Genomic DNA, 16,220 nt, shown 5'->3' on the forward strand with positions numbered 1-16,220 from the left:
GGCCGGAGCGCGCCAGCGCCGCCGGCCAGTCCGCGGCGTCGCATGCCGGCCGCGAAGCGACTGCCGGGCAATACCGGGTCAAGCGCGGCGATTCGCTCGGGCGCATCGCCACGCAGCTCAAGCCGGCCGACATCTCGCTCGACCTGATGCTGGTCGCGCTGTACCGCGCAAATCCGAACGCCTTCATCGGCAACAACATGAACCGCCTGAAGTCGGGCCAGATCCTGTCGGTGCCGACCGCCGACGAGGCGCGCGGTATCGCTGAGGGCGAAGCGCACGGCATCGTGGTCGCCCACGCTGCCGACTTCAACGCCTATCGCAACAAGCTGGCGGGCCAGGTCGCGGCAGCCAGCCCGGCGCCCGCCCCGCAGGCCGGCCAAAGCGCGACCGGCAGGGTCACCGCCAAGGTCGAGGAACGCCCGACCGCCGCCAACGAAGCCCAGGACCAGTTGCGCCTGTCGAAGGCGACCGGGCCCGGCGCCGTCGGCAAGGGCGGCACCAGCAACAGCGAGGAAGCGATCGCCCGGCAGAAGGAGCTGGACGAAGCGCAGGCCCGCGTCAAGGAGCTGGAAAAGAACGTCAGCGACCTCGAGAAGCTGATGAGCGTGAAATCGAAAGCCGGCGCGGATGCGCTCGCCAACGCCAAGCAGGAGAGCGCGGCCCCGGCCCCCGCCAAGCCCAGCCCGGCCGCGACCAAGCCGGAGCCCGCCAAAAAGGCCATCGTTCCGGCACCGAAGAAGGCTGCGCCTGCCCCTGCGCCGAGCCTGTTCGACACGCTGATGGACAACGTCACCTACATTGCCGCCGGCGCCGTCGTGCTGCTGCTGGGCGCATTCGGTGTCGCGCAGCGCCGCAAGAATAAGCCGGAGCCGAAGAAGGCCGCGACCGAGCCTTCGGTCCTGGGCGTGCCTCCCGCCGACCAGGCGCCCTCGCTGTTCGCGCAGGCGGGCGGGCAGAGCATCGACACCAACAACAGCGTATTCAACTCGAGCTTTGCTCCATCGGCCAGCCAGCTGGATACCAACGAAGTCGACCCGGTCGCGGAAGCCGACGTGTACATCGCCTATGGCCGCGATGCCCAGGCCGAGGAGATTCTCAAGGAAGCGCTGCGCACCCACCCGGAGCGCTATCCGGTGCGCCTCAAGCTGCTCGAAATTTACGCCGCGCGCAAGGACCTGCGCGCGTTCGAAACCCAGGCCAGCGAGTTGTACGGCATGACCCGCGGCCAGGGCGACGAGTGGGCGCAGGCCGCCGCGCTCGGCCTGTTGATCGATCCGCTCAATCCTTTGTTCTCGAACGGCGGGACGCCGGCTGCACACCCGAGCCTTGAAGAGCGCGGCCAGCAGGCCCTGCTCGCGCAGCAGCTTGAACAGGCGTTCCGCGGCGACGAGCCTGCTGCCACGGCCGATGCACAGCTTGACCACGAACTGACCGCGCTGCCGGAACCGGCGGGGCAGGCCAAGACCGAAGACGACCACCTGCTCGATTTCGACCTGGGCGGACTGAGTTTCGAGCCGGTGGAATCGCTTGATCCGACTGCGGCGCCGACTCCGGACGATGCCGAAAAACCCGAGCCGACGGCGGTGTCGGACCTGGACTTCGACATGGAGCCGTTCCCGCCGCTGGCGGCGCCGGCCGCCGAGGCCGTGCCCGCGACGCAAGCGCAGGACGAGTCGTTCGACCTCGCATTCGACACGGACTTCGACGAGTCCCCCGCCAAGCCGGCGCAAGACGAGGACGCTCTTGCGCTCGACCTGTCGCTCAGCGGCCCGGCGACCGATATCAACATGGCCGACCTGGCCAAGGAATTCGACCTGCCGAACGTGCCGGCCGCAACCGAGCAGGCGGCGCCGGCCAGCGAGCAGAAGGATCCACTGTTCGACCTGGACGCGATGAGTTTTGAGCTGCCGGGGAGCGCGCCGAAGGAAGCAGCGCCTGCGGCGACTGAGCCGAAGAGCACCCTGGCCGAACTGGACGCGATGGACTTCGAGGCGCCGGCAAGCGAGCCGGTGGCGGCACCGTTTGAGGACACGATCGTCCTTGAGGACGAGCCGTTCGCCTCAATCGGCCAAGCGGGGGCGCCGGCTGACTCGCCATTGCCAAGCTTTGACATGTCGGGCATCGACCTGGACCTGCCGGAGCAGGAGCACGCTGGCGAGCCGCTGCCGGAAGCCGAGATTAGCGCCGGCGGCGAGATGTCGGCCGCGCACATGGAAATGGAAACCAAGCTTGACCTGGCCATCGCGTACCAGGAAATCGGCGACAAGGAAGGCGCGCGCGAGCTGCTGGAGGAAGTGATCAAGGGCGGCAACAGCGAACAGGTCAGCAAGGCCAGTGCAATGCGCGCGAAGTTGGCGTGAAGCGTATCGCATTAGGTCTCCAGTACGTCGGCACCGGCTGGAACGGCTACCAGAAACAGCCCGCCCGCGACACCGTCCAGGACCAGCTCGAGATCGCGCTCGAGAAGTTCGCCTGCGCCCCGATTCACACCACCTGTGCCGGCCGCACCGACGCCGGCGTGCATGCGGTCGAGCAGGTGGTCCACTTCGGCACCGAACTGTCGCGCGCGGACCAATCGTGGGTGCGCGGCGTGAACACCTTCCTGCCCGATTCGATCACCGTACGCTGGGCCAGGGAAGTGGATGCCGACTTCCACGCGCGCTTTTCGGCGCGCTCGCGCACCTACCACTACGTCCTGTACAACAACCCGAACCCGTCCGCGCTGCTGGCCGGGCGCGCCGGCTGGGTGTTCCGGCCACTGGACGTCGAGCGCATGCGCGCAGCGGCGGCGCACCTGATCGGCACCCATGACTTCACGAGTTTTCGCGCTTCCGGCTGCCAGGCCAAATCGCCGGTCAAGGACATGCACGAGCTGTCGATCGAGCGGCGCGGCGACATCATCGTGTTTACCGTGCGCGCCAGCGCCTTCCTGCACCATATGGTGCGCAACCTGGTGGGCGCGCTGATCTATGTGGGAACCGGCCGCAACGAGCCGGACTGGATGGCCGAGGTGCTGGCCAGTTGCGACCGCGACGCGGCCGCGCCGACCTTCATGCCGGACGGCCTGTACCTTGCTAAAATCGAGTACGATCCAAAGTGGGGACTGCCGCAGGAGGCGGTCTCGCCGCTGCCCTGGCTGTAATCGATCATGCAACGTACCCGAATCAAAATCTGCGGATTCACCCGCGAAGAGGACTTACGCGCGGCGGTGGATGCCGGCGCCGACGCCCTCGGCTTCGTGTTCTATCCCAAGAGCCCGCGCTACGTCACGCCGCTGCAGGCGGCGCGCCTGGCCTCCAGCCTGCCGCCCTTTGTCAGCGCGGTCGCGCTGTTCGTCAACCCGACCCTGGCCGAGGTCGAGGAGGTGGTGCGGGTCGCGCCCATCTCCCTGCTCCAGTTCCACGGTGACGAAACGCCAGCGCAGTGCGCCGCGATCGCGGCTGCGGTCGCGCGGCCGTTCGTGCGCGCCTGCCGCGTCAAGCCGGACACGGGCGCATCCGATTTGCTAGAATGTGAACTTGCATACCGCGCCGCCAGTCCGTGGTTTTCGGGCCTGTTGCTCGACACCTGGGTGGACGCCTACGGCGGCGCAGGAAAGGTCTTCGATTGGTCTCTCATCCCAAAAGAGCTCGCGCCTCGGGTCGTTTTGAGTGGTGGCTTGAGCGTACAAAACGCGACTGACGCGGTGTCGCGCGTACGTCCCTATGCGGTCGACATCAGCAGCGGTGTCGAGGCCGGCAAGGGAATCAAGGACGCCCGCAAGATCGCCGCGTTCATCGCCGCGGTGCGGGCCGCCGATGCCAACACCTCTTAAGCGAACCTACCATGACAGACGCACATGAGCGCGGCGCCGCCGCGTTGTTCCACACCACCGAATACCAGCTGCCGGACGCCAAAGGCCACTTCGGCCTATATGGCGGCAGCTTCGTCGCCGAGACCCTGAGCCACGCGCTGGCCGAGCTCGACGAAGCCTATGCGCGCTACAGCAAGGACCCGGCCTTCCTCGAAGAGTTCCGCTACGAGCTGGCGCACTTCGTCGGCCGTCCGTCGCCGGTCTACCATGCCAAGCGCTGGTCCGAGCAGGCCGGCGGCGCCCAGGTCTACTTCAAGCGCGAAGACCTGAACCACACCGGCGCGCACAAGATCAACAACGTGATCGGCCAGGCGCTGCTGGCGCGCCGCATGGGCAAGAAGCGCATCATCGCCGAAACCGGCGCCGGCCAGCACGGCGTGGCCACCGCCACCATCTGCGCCCGCTTCGGGCTCGAGTGCGTGGTCTACATGGGCAGCGAGGACGTCAAGCGCCAGGCGCAGAACGTGTACCGCATGAAGCTCCTGGGCGCCACCGTGGTGCCGGTGGAATCGGGCTCCAGGACGCTCAAGGACGCGCTCAACGAGGCAATGCGCGACTGGGTCACCAACATCGAAAACACCTTCTACATCATCGGTACCGTGGCCGGCCCGCACCCGTATCCGATGATGGTGCGCGACTTCCAGTCCGTGATCGGCGAAGAATGCCGCGTGCAGATGCCGCAGATGGCGGGGCGCCAGCCGGACTATGTGGTGGCCTGCATCGGCGGCGGCTCGAACGCGATGGGCATCTTCTATCCGTACATTGACGAAGCGCTCGTCAAGCTGGTCGGCGTCGAAGCGGCGGGCGAGGGCATCGACAGCGGCAGGCACGCGGCGTCGCTTTCCGCCGGCATTCCCGGTGTCCTGCACGGCAACCGCACCTACCTGCTGCAGGACGCGAACGGCCAGATCATCGAGACCCATTCGGTGTCGGCCGGCCTGGACTACCCGGGCGTGGGGCCGGAACACGCGTGGCTGAAGGACAGCGGCCGCGCCGAATACGTCTCGATCACCGACGACGAAGCGTTAGCAAGCTTCCACGACTGCTGCCGGATCGAGGGCATCATCCCGGCACTCGAATCGTCGCACGCGATCGCATACGGCGTGAAGCTGGCGGCCACGCTGCCGAAGGATAAGCTCATCCTGGTCAACCTGTCGGGCCGTGGCGACAAGGACATGCACACGGTGGCGCAGCGGATGGGGCTCGACTTTGGCTGATCACGACGCACGCCATCTCGACAATTACCAGGAAAACAGCATGTCCCGAATCGACACAACCTTCGCCGCGCTCAAGGCGCAAAACAAGACCGGCCTCGTGACCTTCATCACGGCTGGCGACCCGGCACCCGAACTGACGGTACCGCTGATGCACGCGCTGGTCGCGGGCGGAGCGGACGTCCTGGAACTGGGTGTCCCGTTCTCCGACCCGATGGCCGAAGGCCCGGTGATCCAGCGCGCCTGCGAGCGCGCCCTCAAATACGGCGTCAGCCTGACTGACTGCTTCGGCTTCGTGCGCGAATTTCGCAAGACGAACGGCACCACGCCGGTCGTCCTGATGGGCTACGCCAACCCGGTCGAGCGCATCGGCCCCGACAACTTCATCCGAAAGGCAAAGGATGCGGGTGTGGACGGCGCGATCGTGGTCGACTACCCGCCCGAAGAATGCGAAGCGTTCGCGCACGCGATGCGCGAAAACGGCCTCGACCTGATCTTCCTGCTTGCCCCGACCTCGACGACCGAGCGGACCCGCCAGGTGGCGAAGTACGGCAGCGGTTTTTCGTACTACGTTTCGCTCAAGGGAGTAACCGGGGCGGGCGGCATCGACACAGCCGACGTGGCGCGGCGGGTGTCGGCGATCCGCGAGCATGTCAAGCTGCCGATCGGTGTCGGCTTCGGCATCCGCGACGGCGCAACGGCAAAGGCGGTGGCCGAAGTGGCCGATGCGGTGGTGATCGGTAGCCGCATCATCCAGGAGCTGGAAAACACGCCGCAGGACCGGGCCGAAGAGGCGGTACGAAACTTCGTGGCCACCATCCGCACCGCCCTCGACAGCAAGTAATTCCCCCAACTGGGGTCAGAGTCGAATTAATCGGAAAGACTGTGAAATTTCCGATTAATTCTACTCTGACCCCATTTTCTGTTTGGCATCCGCTGCGCGTCAAAGGTGGGGTCAGAGTCGATTTAATTAAAAATTTAACAATGTTCCAATTAATTCGACTCTGACCCCTATTTCATTTTTGTTCAGTTTTGCTTGTGGGTGAGGTACAGTGGTTGCCGTAGTATTTCCCAAACAAAAAACTAGGGGCCGAAAATGAAAAAACAGGTTGTGCATGTGTCCGTGATGCAAACGTCCAAAGTGATGGCGGTCTTGTATCTGGTCATTTCCTTGCCGCTGGTGGTGTTGTCCGCTATCCCGATGTTATTTGGCGGCCAGGGCGCTCTCCCCGTATTCATGCTGATCCTGCTGCCGCTGCTGTACATGGTCTTCGGATACCTGTTCACCTTGCTTGGTGCCTGGGTCTACAACCTCGTCGCGGCGCGTATCGGCGGCTTCGAGTTCACCACTGTTGAGACCGGAGCCGACTGAACAAGGTGGATCCGTGACGGCCGAAATTGTCAAATTTTTAATTTGAATTGGCAAGCATTCGACAAGCAGGGCCGGGCCGTATAAACTACCGCCAACTTTAGATTTGCCGCAAAGGAGAAAAAATGAGTTGGCTAGAAAAACTGCTGCCCCCACGGATCCAGCGCTCCGATGCCGCCAAACGCCAGACCATGCCCGAGGGCCTGTGGGTCAAGTGCCCGTCCTGCGAGGCCGTCCTCTATCGTGCCGACATCGAGTCGAACCTGCATGTGTGCCCGAAGTGCAGCCACCACATGCGCATTCGCGCCCGCGACCGTCTGGACGCGCTGCTGGACGAGGGTGGCCGCTATGATATTGGGCAGGAGACCCTGCCGGTCGATACGCTCAAGTTCAAGGACAGCAAGAAGTATCCGGACCGCCTCAAGCAGGCGATGGATGCCACCGGCGAGACCGACGCGCTGATCGTGATGGGCGGCGCAATCATGAGCATGCCCGTGGTCGTGTCCTGCTTCGAGTTCGAGTTCATGGGCGGTTCCATGGGCTCCGTGGTAGGCGAGCGTTTCGTGCGCGGCGCCCAGGTTGCGCTTGAGCAGAAGGTGCCGTTCATCTGCATCACCGCCACCGGCGGCGCGCGGATGCAGGAAGGCCTGCTGTCGCTCATGCAGATGGCCAAGACCACTTCGATGCTGACCAAGCTGTCGGAAAAGAAGCTGCCGTTCATTAGCGTGCTGACCGACCCGACCATGGGCGGCGTGTCCGCTTCGTTCGCCTTCATGGGTGACGTGGTGATCGCCGAGCCCAAGGCGCTGATCGGCTTTGCCGGCCCGCGCGTGATCGAAAACACCGTGCGCGAGAAGCTGCCGGAAGGCTTCCAGCGCGCCGAGTTCCTGCTGCAGAAAGGCGCGGTCGACATGATCGTCGATCGCCGCAAGATGCGCGAAGAGATCGCGCGCCTGCTGGCGCTCCTGCAGAACCAGTCCGCGGAAGTCGTCGCGTAAATCCTCCCAGGCGCAGGCCGCCAGGCCTGCGCCATGCGCCCCTGCGCCAGCACCTCTCGTTTCATCCCCATGCCAAACCTCCCGACCACTTTGCCCGACTGGCTGGCGCTGCTCGAGTCGCGCCATGCTGAAGTTCATATCGACATGGGCCTTGACCGCGTGCGTACCGTGAAGGAGCGCATGGGCCTGGCCTTCCGCTGCCCGGTGATCATGGTCGCCGGCACCAACGGCAAGGGCTCGACCTGCGCCATGCTCGAGTCGATCCTGCTGCAGGCCGGCTACCGCGTCGGCCTGTACATCAAGCCGCACTTCCTGGACTTTAACGAGCGCGCCCGCATCAACGGCGACATGGCGAGCGACGCGGCGCTGGTCGAGGCTTTCGATTTCGTCGAGGCGCACCGCGGCGAGGTCGACCTGACCTATTTCGAGTTCACCACGCTCGCGATCATGCACCTGCTCTCGAAAACCGATCTCGATGTCGCGATCCTCGAGGTGGGCCTGGGCGGGCGCCTGGACGCGGTCAACGTGGTCGACGCCGATGTGGCCGTGGTCACCTCGATCGACATCGACCACACCGCCTACCTGGGCGACACGCGCGAGGCGATCGGCTTTGAAAAGGCCGGCATCTTCAGGGCCGGCCGTGCGGCGATCTGCGGCGACCCGGTGCCGCCTCAGTCGCTCATCGAGCACGCCGGGAAGATCGGCGCAGACCTGTGGCTGCTGGGCCGCGACTTCAACTACCAGGGCGACAAGCAGCAGTGGAGCTTTGCCGGCCGATCGACACGTCGCAATTCGCTGGCGTATCCGGCGCTGCGCGGCGCCAACCAGCTGCTCAATGCCTCGGCCGCGCTGGCCGCGCTCGAGGCGCTGCGCATGCAGCTGCCGGTGGGCGCGCAGGAGGTGCGGGCGGGCCTGGCGCTGGTCGAACTGCCTGGGCGCTTCCAGGTGCTGCCCGGCCGTCCGACCGTGATCCTCGACGTGGCGCACAATCCGCACGCTGCCGCAGCCCTGGCCCAGAACCTCGGTAACATGGGCTTTTACCGCTACACCTATGCGGTTTTCGGTATCATGCAGGACAAGGACATCGACGCCGTGATCAATCCGCTGCTCGAGCAGGTCGATCACTGGTGCGTGGCCAACCTGGATTCTCCGCGCTCGGCGCAGGCCGCGGAATTGGTCGCCAGGTTGTCGGCGCACAGGCCGGCCGGCGCCAAGCCGGAAGACTTCTCGGCGATCGCGTTCGCCAATCCGGCCGAGGCCTATGCGAATGCCCTCAGCCGGGCTGGAGAGAATGATAGAATTGTGGTCTTTGGCTCGTTCTACACCGTCGCCGGCGTGATGGCGGCCCGAAAATCCTCTCTTCACTGACCAAAACAACGCATGGGCTTGTTCTCGTTCCTAAGTAAAAACAAGCAAGACCGCACCGCCGAAGACAGTGGCCGTTTCATGACCCGGGCCGAAGACGACGCCGAGGGTCAGCGCGCGCGTTCCAAGCGCGCGTCCCCCGCGGGCGAGGGCGCGCGCCGCAACCGCGGCGCGGATTCGGCATTACCGGAAAAGAAGCGCGCGCGCCGCCGCCTGGTCGGTTCGATCGCGCTCGCGCTGGCAGCGGCCGTCGGCCTGCCGATGCTGCTCGATTCCGAACCCAAGCCGCTGGCCGGCGATATCGCGATCGACATCCCGGCCAAGGACAAGGCGCCGCCGCTTCCCGCTCCGGGTGACCCCGCGGCCAAGCCGGGCGCGGTGGCCGCCGCCGACTCGGTGGACAAGGGCGAGGAGATCGTCGAGCCGTCCAAGAGCGCGCTGCCCCCAGCTGCGAGCGAGGCGCAAAAGGCCGCCGACGCCAAGCGGGCAGCCGACGCACGCCAGATCGCCGAGGCGCGCACCGCGCCGGCCAAGCCCGAAACGGCGACGCCTGAACTGGCCAAGCCCGAACCGGCAAAGCCTGAACCCGCCCGGCCCGAACCGGCGCGGCAGGAGCACGCCAAACCCGAACACAAGGCGCTGCCCAAGCCAGAACCCAAACCGGAGCCCAAGCCGGAAGCCAAGGCAGTCGACAAGCCGGCGCAAAAGCCGGCGGCCAAGCCCGAGGAAAAGCATGCGGCAGCGGATGATTCGGCGCGCGCGCTGGCTATCCTCGAAGGCAAGCCAGCCGAGAAGGCCGCGAGCCCCGCGCAGGACAAGGTCGTGCTGCAGGTGGCGGCACTGGCCAGCGCGGAGAAGGTGGCCGAACTCCAGTCCAGGCTGAGCGCGGCGGGCATCCATTCGCATACCGAGAAGTTGTCCCGCCCGACCGGCGACCTGATCCGTGTAAAGGTCGGCCCGCTGAGCCAGGACGAGGCCGAGAAGGTCAGCGGCAAGCTCGCCAAGCTCGGCCTGACCCCAAAACCCGTCCATTGACGCGGCGTGACGATCTTCGACTATCTGCTCCTGTTCGTGCTGGTGGCGTCGGTCGTCATCAGCACCTTGCGCGGCCTGGTGAAGGAAATATTGTCGCTGCTGGGCTGGATCGTCGCTTTCGTCGTCGCGAACGCCTACGGCGCCAAACTCGCGCCCATGTTACCCTCTATGATTCCAGGCGATGCGGTGCGCCTGATCGTCGCCTTCATCGCGCTGTTCCTTGGCGCGCGCATCCTGATGGGATTGCTGTCGCTGGCGGTCGGCGCGCTGGTGACCGCGACCGGCCTGTCGCTGGCCGACCGCGGCCTGGGCGGTTTGTTCGGATTGGCGCGCGGCATTGTAATCGTGCTGGCCGGCGTCATATTGTGCGGTATGACTGATATTCCCCAGCAGGCTTTCTGGAAAAACGCACTGCTCTCGCCAATGGCGGAAGCGGGCGCGCGTACCGTCATGCCTTTCTTGCCCGCTGCCCTGACGCAGCACGTACAGTTTTGAATCTTTCTGCAATATCGCAGTCCAGTCTTTAGGAGCCCAGCACCATGTGTGGCATCGTCGGCGTCGTTTCGCAAACTCAAGTCAATCAGCTGTTGTATGACGCGTTGTTGCTGTTGCAGCATCGCGGCCAGGATGCGGCAGGCATCGCAACCGATCACAACAACATGTTCTCGATGTACAAAGCGAACGGCCTCGTGCGTGACGTGTTCCGTACTCGTAACATGCGTTCGCTGCTGGGCACGTCGGGCATCGGCCACTGCCGCTACCCGACCGCCGGCTCGTCCAGCGAAGAGGAGGCCCAGCCGTTCTACGTGAACGCACCGTTCGGCATCACTCTCGCGCACAACGGCAACCTGACCAACCAGGCGGAACTGAAACAAGACATGTTCCGCAAGGACCGCCGGCACATCAACACCGACTCGGATTCGGAAGTGCTGCTCAACGTGCTGGCGCACGAGATCCAGGAGGTGAGCACCAGTTATTCGCTCGATCCGGACGCGCTGTTCAAGGCGGTCGCGATGGTGCATCGCCGGGTGCGCGGCGCCTATGCGGTGGTGGCGCAGATCGCGGGCGTCGGCTTGCTGGCCTTCCGCGACCCGTACGGCATCCGTCCGCTGTGCATCGGCGTGAACGAAACCGACCGCGGCACCGAATACCTGGTGGCCAGCGAATCGGTCGCGCTCGAGGGCATGGGATTCCGCTTCCTGCGCGATATCGCGCCGGGCGAGGCGGTGTTCATCGATAACGACAGCAAGCTGTACGAGAAGCAGTGCGCCGACAACCCGTCGCTCAACCCCTGCGCGTTCGAGTACGTGTACCTGGCGCGGCCGGACTCGGTGATCGACGGCGCCTCGGTGTACGCGACGCGCCTGAAGATGGGCGAGTACCTGGCCGACAAGATCCGCCGCGAGATCCCGAGCGGCGAGATCGACGTGGTCATGCCGATTCCCGATTCGTCGCGGCCGGCCGCGATCCAGCTCGCGCTCAAGCTCGGTATCGAATACCGCGAGGGCTTCATCAAGAACCGCTATATCGGCCGTACCTTCATCATGCCGGGGCAGGGCATGCGCAAGAAATCGGTGCGCCAGAAGCTCAACGCGATCAGCTCCGAATTCAAGGGCAAGAACGTGCTGCTGGTGGACGATTCCATCGTGCGCGGCACGACCAGCCGCGAGATCGTCCAGATGGCGCGCGACTCGGGCGCACGCAACGTGTTCTTCGCATCCGCCGCGCCGCCGGTGCTGTTCCCGAACGTGTACGGCATCGACATGCCGACCCGCGACGAACTGATCGCGCACGGCCGCACGGTGGACGAGATCTGCCGCGAGATCACGGCGGACCGCCTGGTGTACCAGGACCTCGATGCGCTCAAGCGCTCGATCTCGGACGTCAATCCCGCGCTGCAGAACTTCGAGGCTTCGTGCTTCGATGGTGTGTACGTGACCGGCGACGTGACGCCCGAGTATCTGGACCGCCTGGAACACGCGCGCAACAGCCCGAACAAGCCGCAGGTGGAAGACGCGGTGCGCACGCAACTGAACCTGAATCCGCCGGTGGCAGCGGAGTGACATCGTAGGGTGCGCACCTGTGCGCACGCGGTCAGCGCTTGCGGACCGCGAACGTGTAGTCTGCGCACCGCTACCTTACCCGGCGGGGCACGGGGTGCCCACGCCATCTCGAACAACAAGGCCTGGGATCACCATGAGCGACACCAAACAATTCGGATTCACGACCACCATCCTCCACAACGATCGCCGCAAGAGCATTGAACACGGTTCGCTGCACAAGCCGGTGCACACCTCCGTCACCTTCGGCTACAGCGATGCGCGCCAGCTGGCCTCGGTCTTCCAGGGCAAGGAGCCGGGCTTTCGCTACGGACGCCAGGGCAATCCGACCGTCTCCGCGCTGGAAGACAAGATCAGCAAGATGGAGGATGGCGTCGCCAGCATCTGCTTCGCCACCGGCATGGGCGCGATCGGCGCGCTGTTCCAGGCGCTGCTCAAGGCGGGCGACCATGTGGTCTCGTCGTCCTTCGTGTTCGGGAACACCAACAGCCTGTGGAACACCGTGGCGGGGCAGGGCGTGGACGTCTCGTTCGTGGACGCCACCGATGTCGCCAACGTCGAACAGGCGCTGACCGCCAACACGCGCCTGGTATTCGTCGAGACCATCGCCAACCCGCGCACCCAGATCGCCGACCTGGCGCGCATCGGCCAGCTGTGCCGCGAGCGCGGCATCCTGTACGTGGTCGATAATACGATGACCACCCCCTACCTGTTCCGTCCGAAGACGGTCGGTGCCGGCCTGGTAGTCAACGCGCTGACCAAGTCGATCGGCGGCCACGGCATCGCTCTGGGCGGTGCGCTGACCGATACGGGCCTGTTTGACTGGGCCGCCTATCCGAACATTGCGCCGAACTTTCGCCGCCTCGCATCAAGCGCGCAAGGCATGGCCCAGGTGCGCGCGAAAGCACTGCGCGACTTCGGCGCGTCGCTTGGGCCGGAAGCCGCGCACCACATCGCGGTCGGTGCCGAAACGCTGGCGCTGCGCATGGAGCGCTCCTGCGCCAACGCGCTGGCGCTTGCCACCATGCTGGAGCAGGACGAACGCGTGGCCGCGGTCTACTATCCGGGGCTGGCGTCGCACCCGCAGCACGCGCTCGCTTCAAACCTGTTTCGCGCCGCCGGCTCATTGTTCTCATTCGAGCTGAGGGAGGGGATCGACTGCTTCGATTACCTGAACCGCCTGAACCTGGGCATTCCGGCTTCGAACCTGGGCGACACCCGCACGCTGGTGATCCCGGTTGCGCACACCATCTTCTTCGAAATGGGCCCGGAGCGTCGGGCCAGCATGGGCATCGCCGAGTCGCTTATCCGGGTCTCGGTCGGCATCGAGGATACGGCCGACCTGCTGGACGACTTCCGCAGTGCGCTAAACGTCGCTTGATAGGGAGCGGCAGTTGCTCTTTGGAAATATGTTAAAAATATGTATTTGTAATTGCCACAACGTGGCAATTGAATAGTAGTATTGTCCCCGTTGAAACTAACCGTCGAGGGGAAACAATGCGCAAATACTTTTTCGTGTTGGCCATGGCAGTGGGCGCCGTTGCTATGGCCGATGAGCCCGCGGACGCTAAGAAATCCGCGCGCGAGCAACATGCCGCCGAGATCGAATACTGGACCAGCAAGTACGACGGCGCCGACCTGTCCAGTGGCCAGTTCAACTGCAAGGCGCCCTCGCTGCCCACCATGTCCAGGAACAACAGGGCCATTAAAACGGTTGAAACCTCGGTGGCTAACTGGAAGGAATGCTACAACGGCTTCGTGAGTAACCTCAACGACGCCATGCCGCCCGGCAAGCGCATTCCTGCCGAGATCGCGAAACTGATGACTGCTGCCGAGATGGAGCAGGCCAAGGCGCATCTGAACGAGGTCTACGCCCGCGTTGGCGCTGAGGCCAGCGCGTCCGCGGACAAGACGATGGCGGCTTACGAAAAATGGTCCAAGTCGACCGAGGCCTACGTGCGCCAATCGAATAGCCAATCGGAAGACGAGGAGCACAAGATGGATTTGATGCGCGACAACGCTCAAAGGGGCGCCGCGCCCCCGGTCCGCAACTAGGGAGCGCGGGCGAGCATTTCGGGCTGGCGGCCACCGCCGCCAGCGCCGATGGGCAGCTCCGAGTCGGCCACGAGGGACATTGAACAGGCCCGACAGTGCGGTTATGATTGGGTTTTTGGACAACCATTATTCCGCGCGATGAAGCCGATTTTGTTCTGCCTGTCCTTGTTCATTGCCGGCAGCGCCTGCGCCGATGAGCTGGCCGACGCCAACGCACTGTTCGCGAAAAAGGCCTATCCCGAAGCGCTGCAGAAGTACACCAAGCTGGCGAACGCCGGCAACGTCGAGGCGCAGCAGCACCTGGGTGAGATGTACTGGTATGGCGAAGCCGGCGCCGTCGACGAGGCCAAGGCCGAGGCGTGGTTCCAGAAGGCCGCGGCCAAGGGCAACAAGGTAGCCATCGCGTCGCTCGACGTCATGAAGCAGCGCGTGCAGCGCCGCGCCGACATCGATTATTGGGTGAGCAAATACGACTCCTACGAATTCAGGTCGGGCGAGTATCGCTGCCCCGCGCCGCGCTTCCCGGCCGTCTCCAAGCAGAACGACGAGATCGACCGCGTCGGGAGCAAAATGCAGGACTGGCAGGACTGCCACAACCGTTTCGTTAAGCACCTGAACGAATCGACGCCGTTCACCAAGCTGATCCCGGCCGACATCTCCAAGCTGATGAACAAGGACGAGATGGAGCGCGCCAAGGCGCACCTGGAGCAGGTGCAGGCAAACGTGACGGAGGACGCCAAAGTATCGGCCAAGCTGGTGCTGGCCGACTTCGCCGTCTGGCGCAGTGCGACCGAAGCTTACGTCAAGCAGAACAATGAAATCGTCCGCAACCTGCCGTCGCCGGAGCGTCAGTCCGATACCGAGTCGCGCAAAAGCGCCAAGTAATCAGTAGAAGTCGTACGGGTGGCGCCAGCCGGGCAGGGCGGCAATGCGTCCTAACCAGGCCTGTACGTGACCCGGCAACTCCACCTGCGCCTGGTCGGGCCAGAACAGGTAGCCGCACAGCGACAAGTCGGCCACTGTGGGGCTGGCGCCGAGGATGAAGGCGCGGCCGTCCGAGAGCTCGCCGTCAAGGTAAGCGATGTCGGCGTCAAAGCGCCGGCGCAGCATGCCCTGCACCGCCGGCTCGGCGCTTGACCAGCGCAGGCTGTAGCGCAGGTTCGCCAGCGAAAAGCCGATCCGGTTCGCTTCCCAGAACAGCCACTCGCGCACGCGCTCGGTGGTGGCGGTGTCGTCACCCCCAAGCGCGCCGCTGTGCGCGGCCAAATGCAGCAGGATCGCGTTCGATTGCACGTACGCCTGCCCGCCATGCAGGAGCAGCGGCACCTCGCCATATTTGGCCAGCGAGCGGAACTCCTCGGATCGCGTCTCGCGCGGGGCGAACACGTCCACTTCCTCGAACTCGTGCGCTAAGCCGGCCAGGTTCAGCATCAGCCGGACCTTGTAGGCATGGCCGGATTCCCGGTTGCCGAACAGCTTGATGCTGTTGTCCATGGCTTGCGTCAGTTCCAGGTGCGCATCAGGCCAACGGCCAGTCCCTCCAGCGCGAATTCGTCATCCGGTGCCACGCGAATGATCTTGAAGTCCGGGTTTTCCGGCAGCAGTTCGATCAGTTCGCCCGTCTTGCGGTAGCGCTTGACGGTCACGTCGTCGCCCAGCCGTGCCACCACGATCTGGCCATTCTTGGCCGCGGTCACCTTCTTCACCGCCAGCAGGTCGCCATCGTTGATGCCGGCGTCGCGCATGGACCAGCCGCGTACCTTCAGCAGGAAGTCGGGTTTGCTTGAGAACATTGCCGGATCGACGCTGTAGGTGGCCTCGACGTGTTCCTGGGCCAGGATCGGCGAGCCCGCGGCCACCCGGCCGACCAGCGGCAGCGACATCATCAGCAGCGCGGCCGGCACCGGCGGCGGCTCGGCCGCGGCGCCCACCAGGCGGATGCCGCGCGAGGTACCAGGGGCGATCTCGATGGCGCCCTTGCGCGCCAGCGCCTGCAGGTGCTCCTCGGCAGCATTGGCCGACTTGAAGCCCAGTTCCGCCGCGATCTCGGCGCGGGTCGGCGGAAAGCCGGTGTTTTCGATCGCTTCCTTGATCAGGTTGAGGATCTGTTCTTGCCTTGCAGTGAGCTTGAGCATGGGTGTGCCGCGACAGTTGTAGGAACAAACTGTATTTTTGTACAGTATGCACCAGTTTGCAAGCGATATTTCGCTGTTTTAGAGATCGGATGCCCGCAGGGCGGACGCGTGGGCGATTTGAACGTACCCTGTTGAC

General features: G+C 64.7%; 16 protein-coding genes. 14 read left to right on the forward strand and 2 right to left on the reverse strand.

Annotated features, from left to right (window positions below):
* From E4O92_RS05950 to E4O92_RS06015, 14 genes are all read left to right on the forward strand, one after another.
* The coding region (locus E4O92_RS05950) for a motility hub landmark protein FimV (protein ID WP_135188840.1) at positions 1-2,360 on the forward strand (2,360 nt) is incomplete at its 5' end.
* Positions 2,357-3,142, forward strand: coding sequence for a tRNA pseudouridine(38-40) synthase TruA (truA, locus tag E4O92_RS05955; RefSeq protein ID WP_135188841.1), 786 nt, complete (start codon positions 2,357-2,359; stop codon positions 3,140-3,142). The genes E4O92_RS05950 and truA, both read left to right, overlap by 4 nt.
* 6 nt (positions 3,143-3,148) lie before the next feature.
* On the forward strand, positions 3,149-3,814 hold the full coding sequence (locus E4O92_RS05960; RefSeq protein WP_206076823.1) for a phosphoribosylanthranilate isomerase: 666 nt from the start codon (positions 3,149-3,151) through the stop codon (positions 3,812-3,814).
* A gap of 11 nt (positions 3,815-3,825) precedes the next feature.
* The gene (trpB, locus tag E4O92_RS05965) at positions 3,826-5,070 is read left to right on the forward strand and encodes a tryptophan synthase subunit beta (RefSeq protein WP_135188843.1); all 1,245 of its coding nucleotides are present in this window, start codon (positions 3,826-3,828) and stop codon (positions 5,068-5,070) included.
* Positions 5,071-5,110: 40 nt separating this feature from the next.
* The gene (gene trpA, locus E4O92_RS05970) at positions 5,111-5,911 is read left to right on the forward strand and encodes a tryptophan synthase subunit alpha (protein WP_135188844.1); all 801 of its coding nucleotides are present in this window, start codon (positions 5,111-5,113) and stop codon (positions 5,909-5,911) included.
* Between the two features lie 252 nt (positions 5,912-6,163).
* Positions 6,164-6,439 (forward strand): hypothetical protein, encoded by a 276-nt coding sequence (locus tag E4O92_RS05975; protein WP_135188845.1) that lies wholly within the window; start codon positions 6,164-6,166, stop codon positions 6,437-6,439.
* Between the two features lie 122 nt (positions 6,440-6,561).
* Complete coding sequence (gene accD, locus E4O92_RS05980) at positions 6,562-7,434, forward strand: acetyl-CoA carboxylase, carboxyltransferase subunit beta (RefSeq protein WP_135188846.1); 873 nt, start codon at positions 6,562-6,564, stop codon at positions 7,432-7,434.
* A 69-nt stretch (positions 7,435-7,503) separates the two neighbouring features.
* Positions 7,504-8,802: a bifunctional tetrahydrofolate synthase/dihydrofolate synthase gene (gene folC / locus E4O92_RS05985; RefSeq protein ID WP_135188847.1), complete on the forward strand. Its 1,299-nt coding sequence runs from the start codon at positions 7,504-7,506 to the stop codon at positions 8,800-8,802.
* A 78-nt stretch (positions 8,803-8,880) separates the two neighbouring features.
* Positions 8,881-9,834 (forward strand): SPOR domain-containing protein, encoded by a 954-nt coding sequence (locus E4O92_RS05990; protein WP_307721742.1) that lies wholly within the window; start codon positions 8,881-8,883, stop codon positions 9,832-9,834.
* A 6-nt stretch (positions 9,835-9,840) separates the two neighbouring features.
* Positions 9,841-10,329 carry a CvpA family protein gene (locus E4O92_RS05995; RefSeq protein ID WP_135188849.1) on the forward strand — a complete coding sequence of 163 codons (489 nt, stop codon included), beginning with the start codon at positions 9,841-9,843 and terminating at the stop codon, positions 10,327-10,329.
* A gap of 44 nt (positions 10,330-10,373) precedes the next feature.
* Entirely contained in the window at positions 10,374-11,897 is a 1,524-nt protein-coding gene (gene purF, locus E4O92_RS06000) for an amidophosphoribosyltransferase (RefSeq protein ID WP_135188850.1), read from the forward strand.
* A gap of 133 nt (positions 11,898-12,030) precedes the next feature.
* Entirely contained in the window at positions 12,031-13,275 is a 1,245-nt protein-coding gene (locus E4O92_RS06005) for a cystathionine gamma-synthase family protein (protein WP_135188851.1), read from the forward strand.
* Positions 13,276-13,418: 143 nt separating this feature from the next.
* Positions 13,419-13,949: a hypothetical protein gene (locus E4O92_RS06010; RefSeq protein WP_167759705.1), complete on the forward strand. Its 531-nt coding sequence runs from the start codon at positions 13,419-13,421 to the stop codon at positions 13,947-13,949.
* A gap of 138 nt (positions 13,950-14,087) precedes the next feature.
* The gene (locus E4O92_RS06015; RefSeq protein ID WP_135188853.1) at positions 14,088-14,834 is read left to right on the forward strand and encodes a tetratricopeptide repeat protein; all 747 of its coding nucleotides are present in this window, start codon (positions 14,088-14,090) and stop codon (positions 14,832-14,834) included.
* Here the strand turns inward: E4O92_RS06015 and E4O92_RS06020 are convergent, their stop codons facing one another.
* Together E4O92_RS06020 and lexA are read right to left on the reverse strand one after the other, a co-directional pair.
* Positions 14,835-15,443 (reverse strand): glutathione S-transferase family protein, encoded by a 609-nt coding sequence (locus E4O92_RS06020; RefSeq protein ID WP_167759706.1) that lies wholly within the window; start codon positions 15,441-15,443, stop codon positions 14,835-14,837. It abuts the gene before it with no gap.
* 8 nt (positions 15,444-15,451) lie between these two features.
* Complete coding sequence (lexA, locus tag E4O92_RS06025) at positions 15,452-16,084, reverse strand: transcriptional repressor LexA (RefSeq protein ID WP_135188854.1); 633 nt, start codon at positions 16,082-16,084, stop codon at positions 15,452-15,454.
* Positions 16,085-16,220 lie beyond the last annotated feature (136 nt).

The sequence above is a fragment of the Massilia horti genome (assembly GCF_004614195.1).
GTDB lineage: Bacteria > Pseudomonadota > Gammaproteobacteria > Burkholderiales > Burkholderiaceae_D > Telluria > Telluria horti.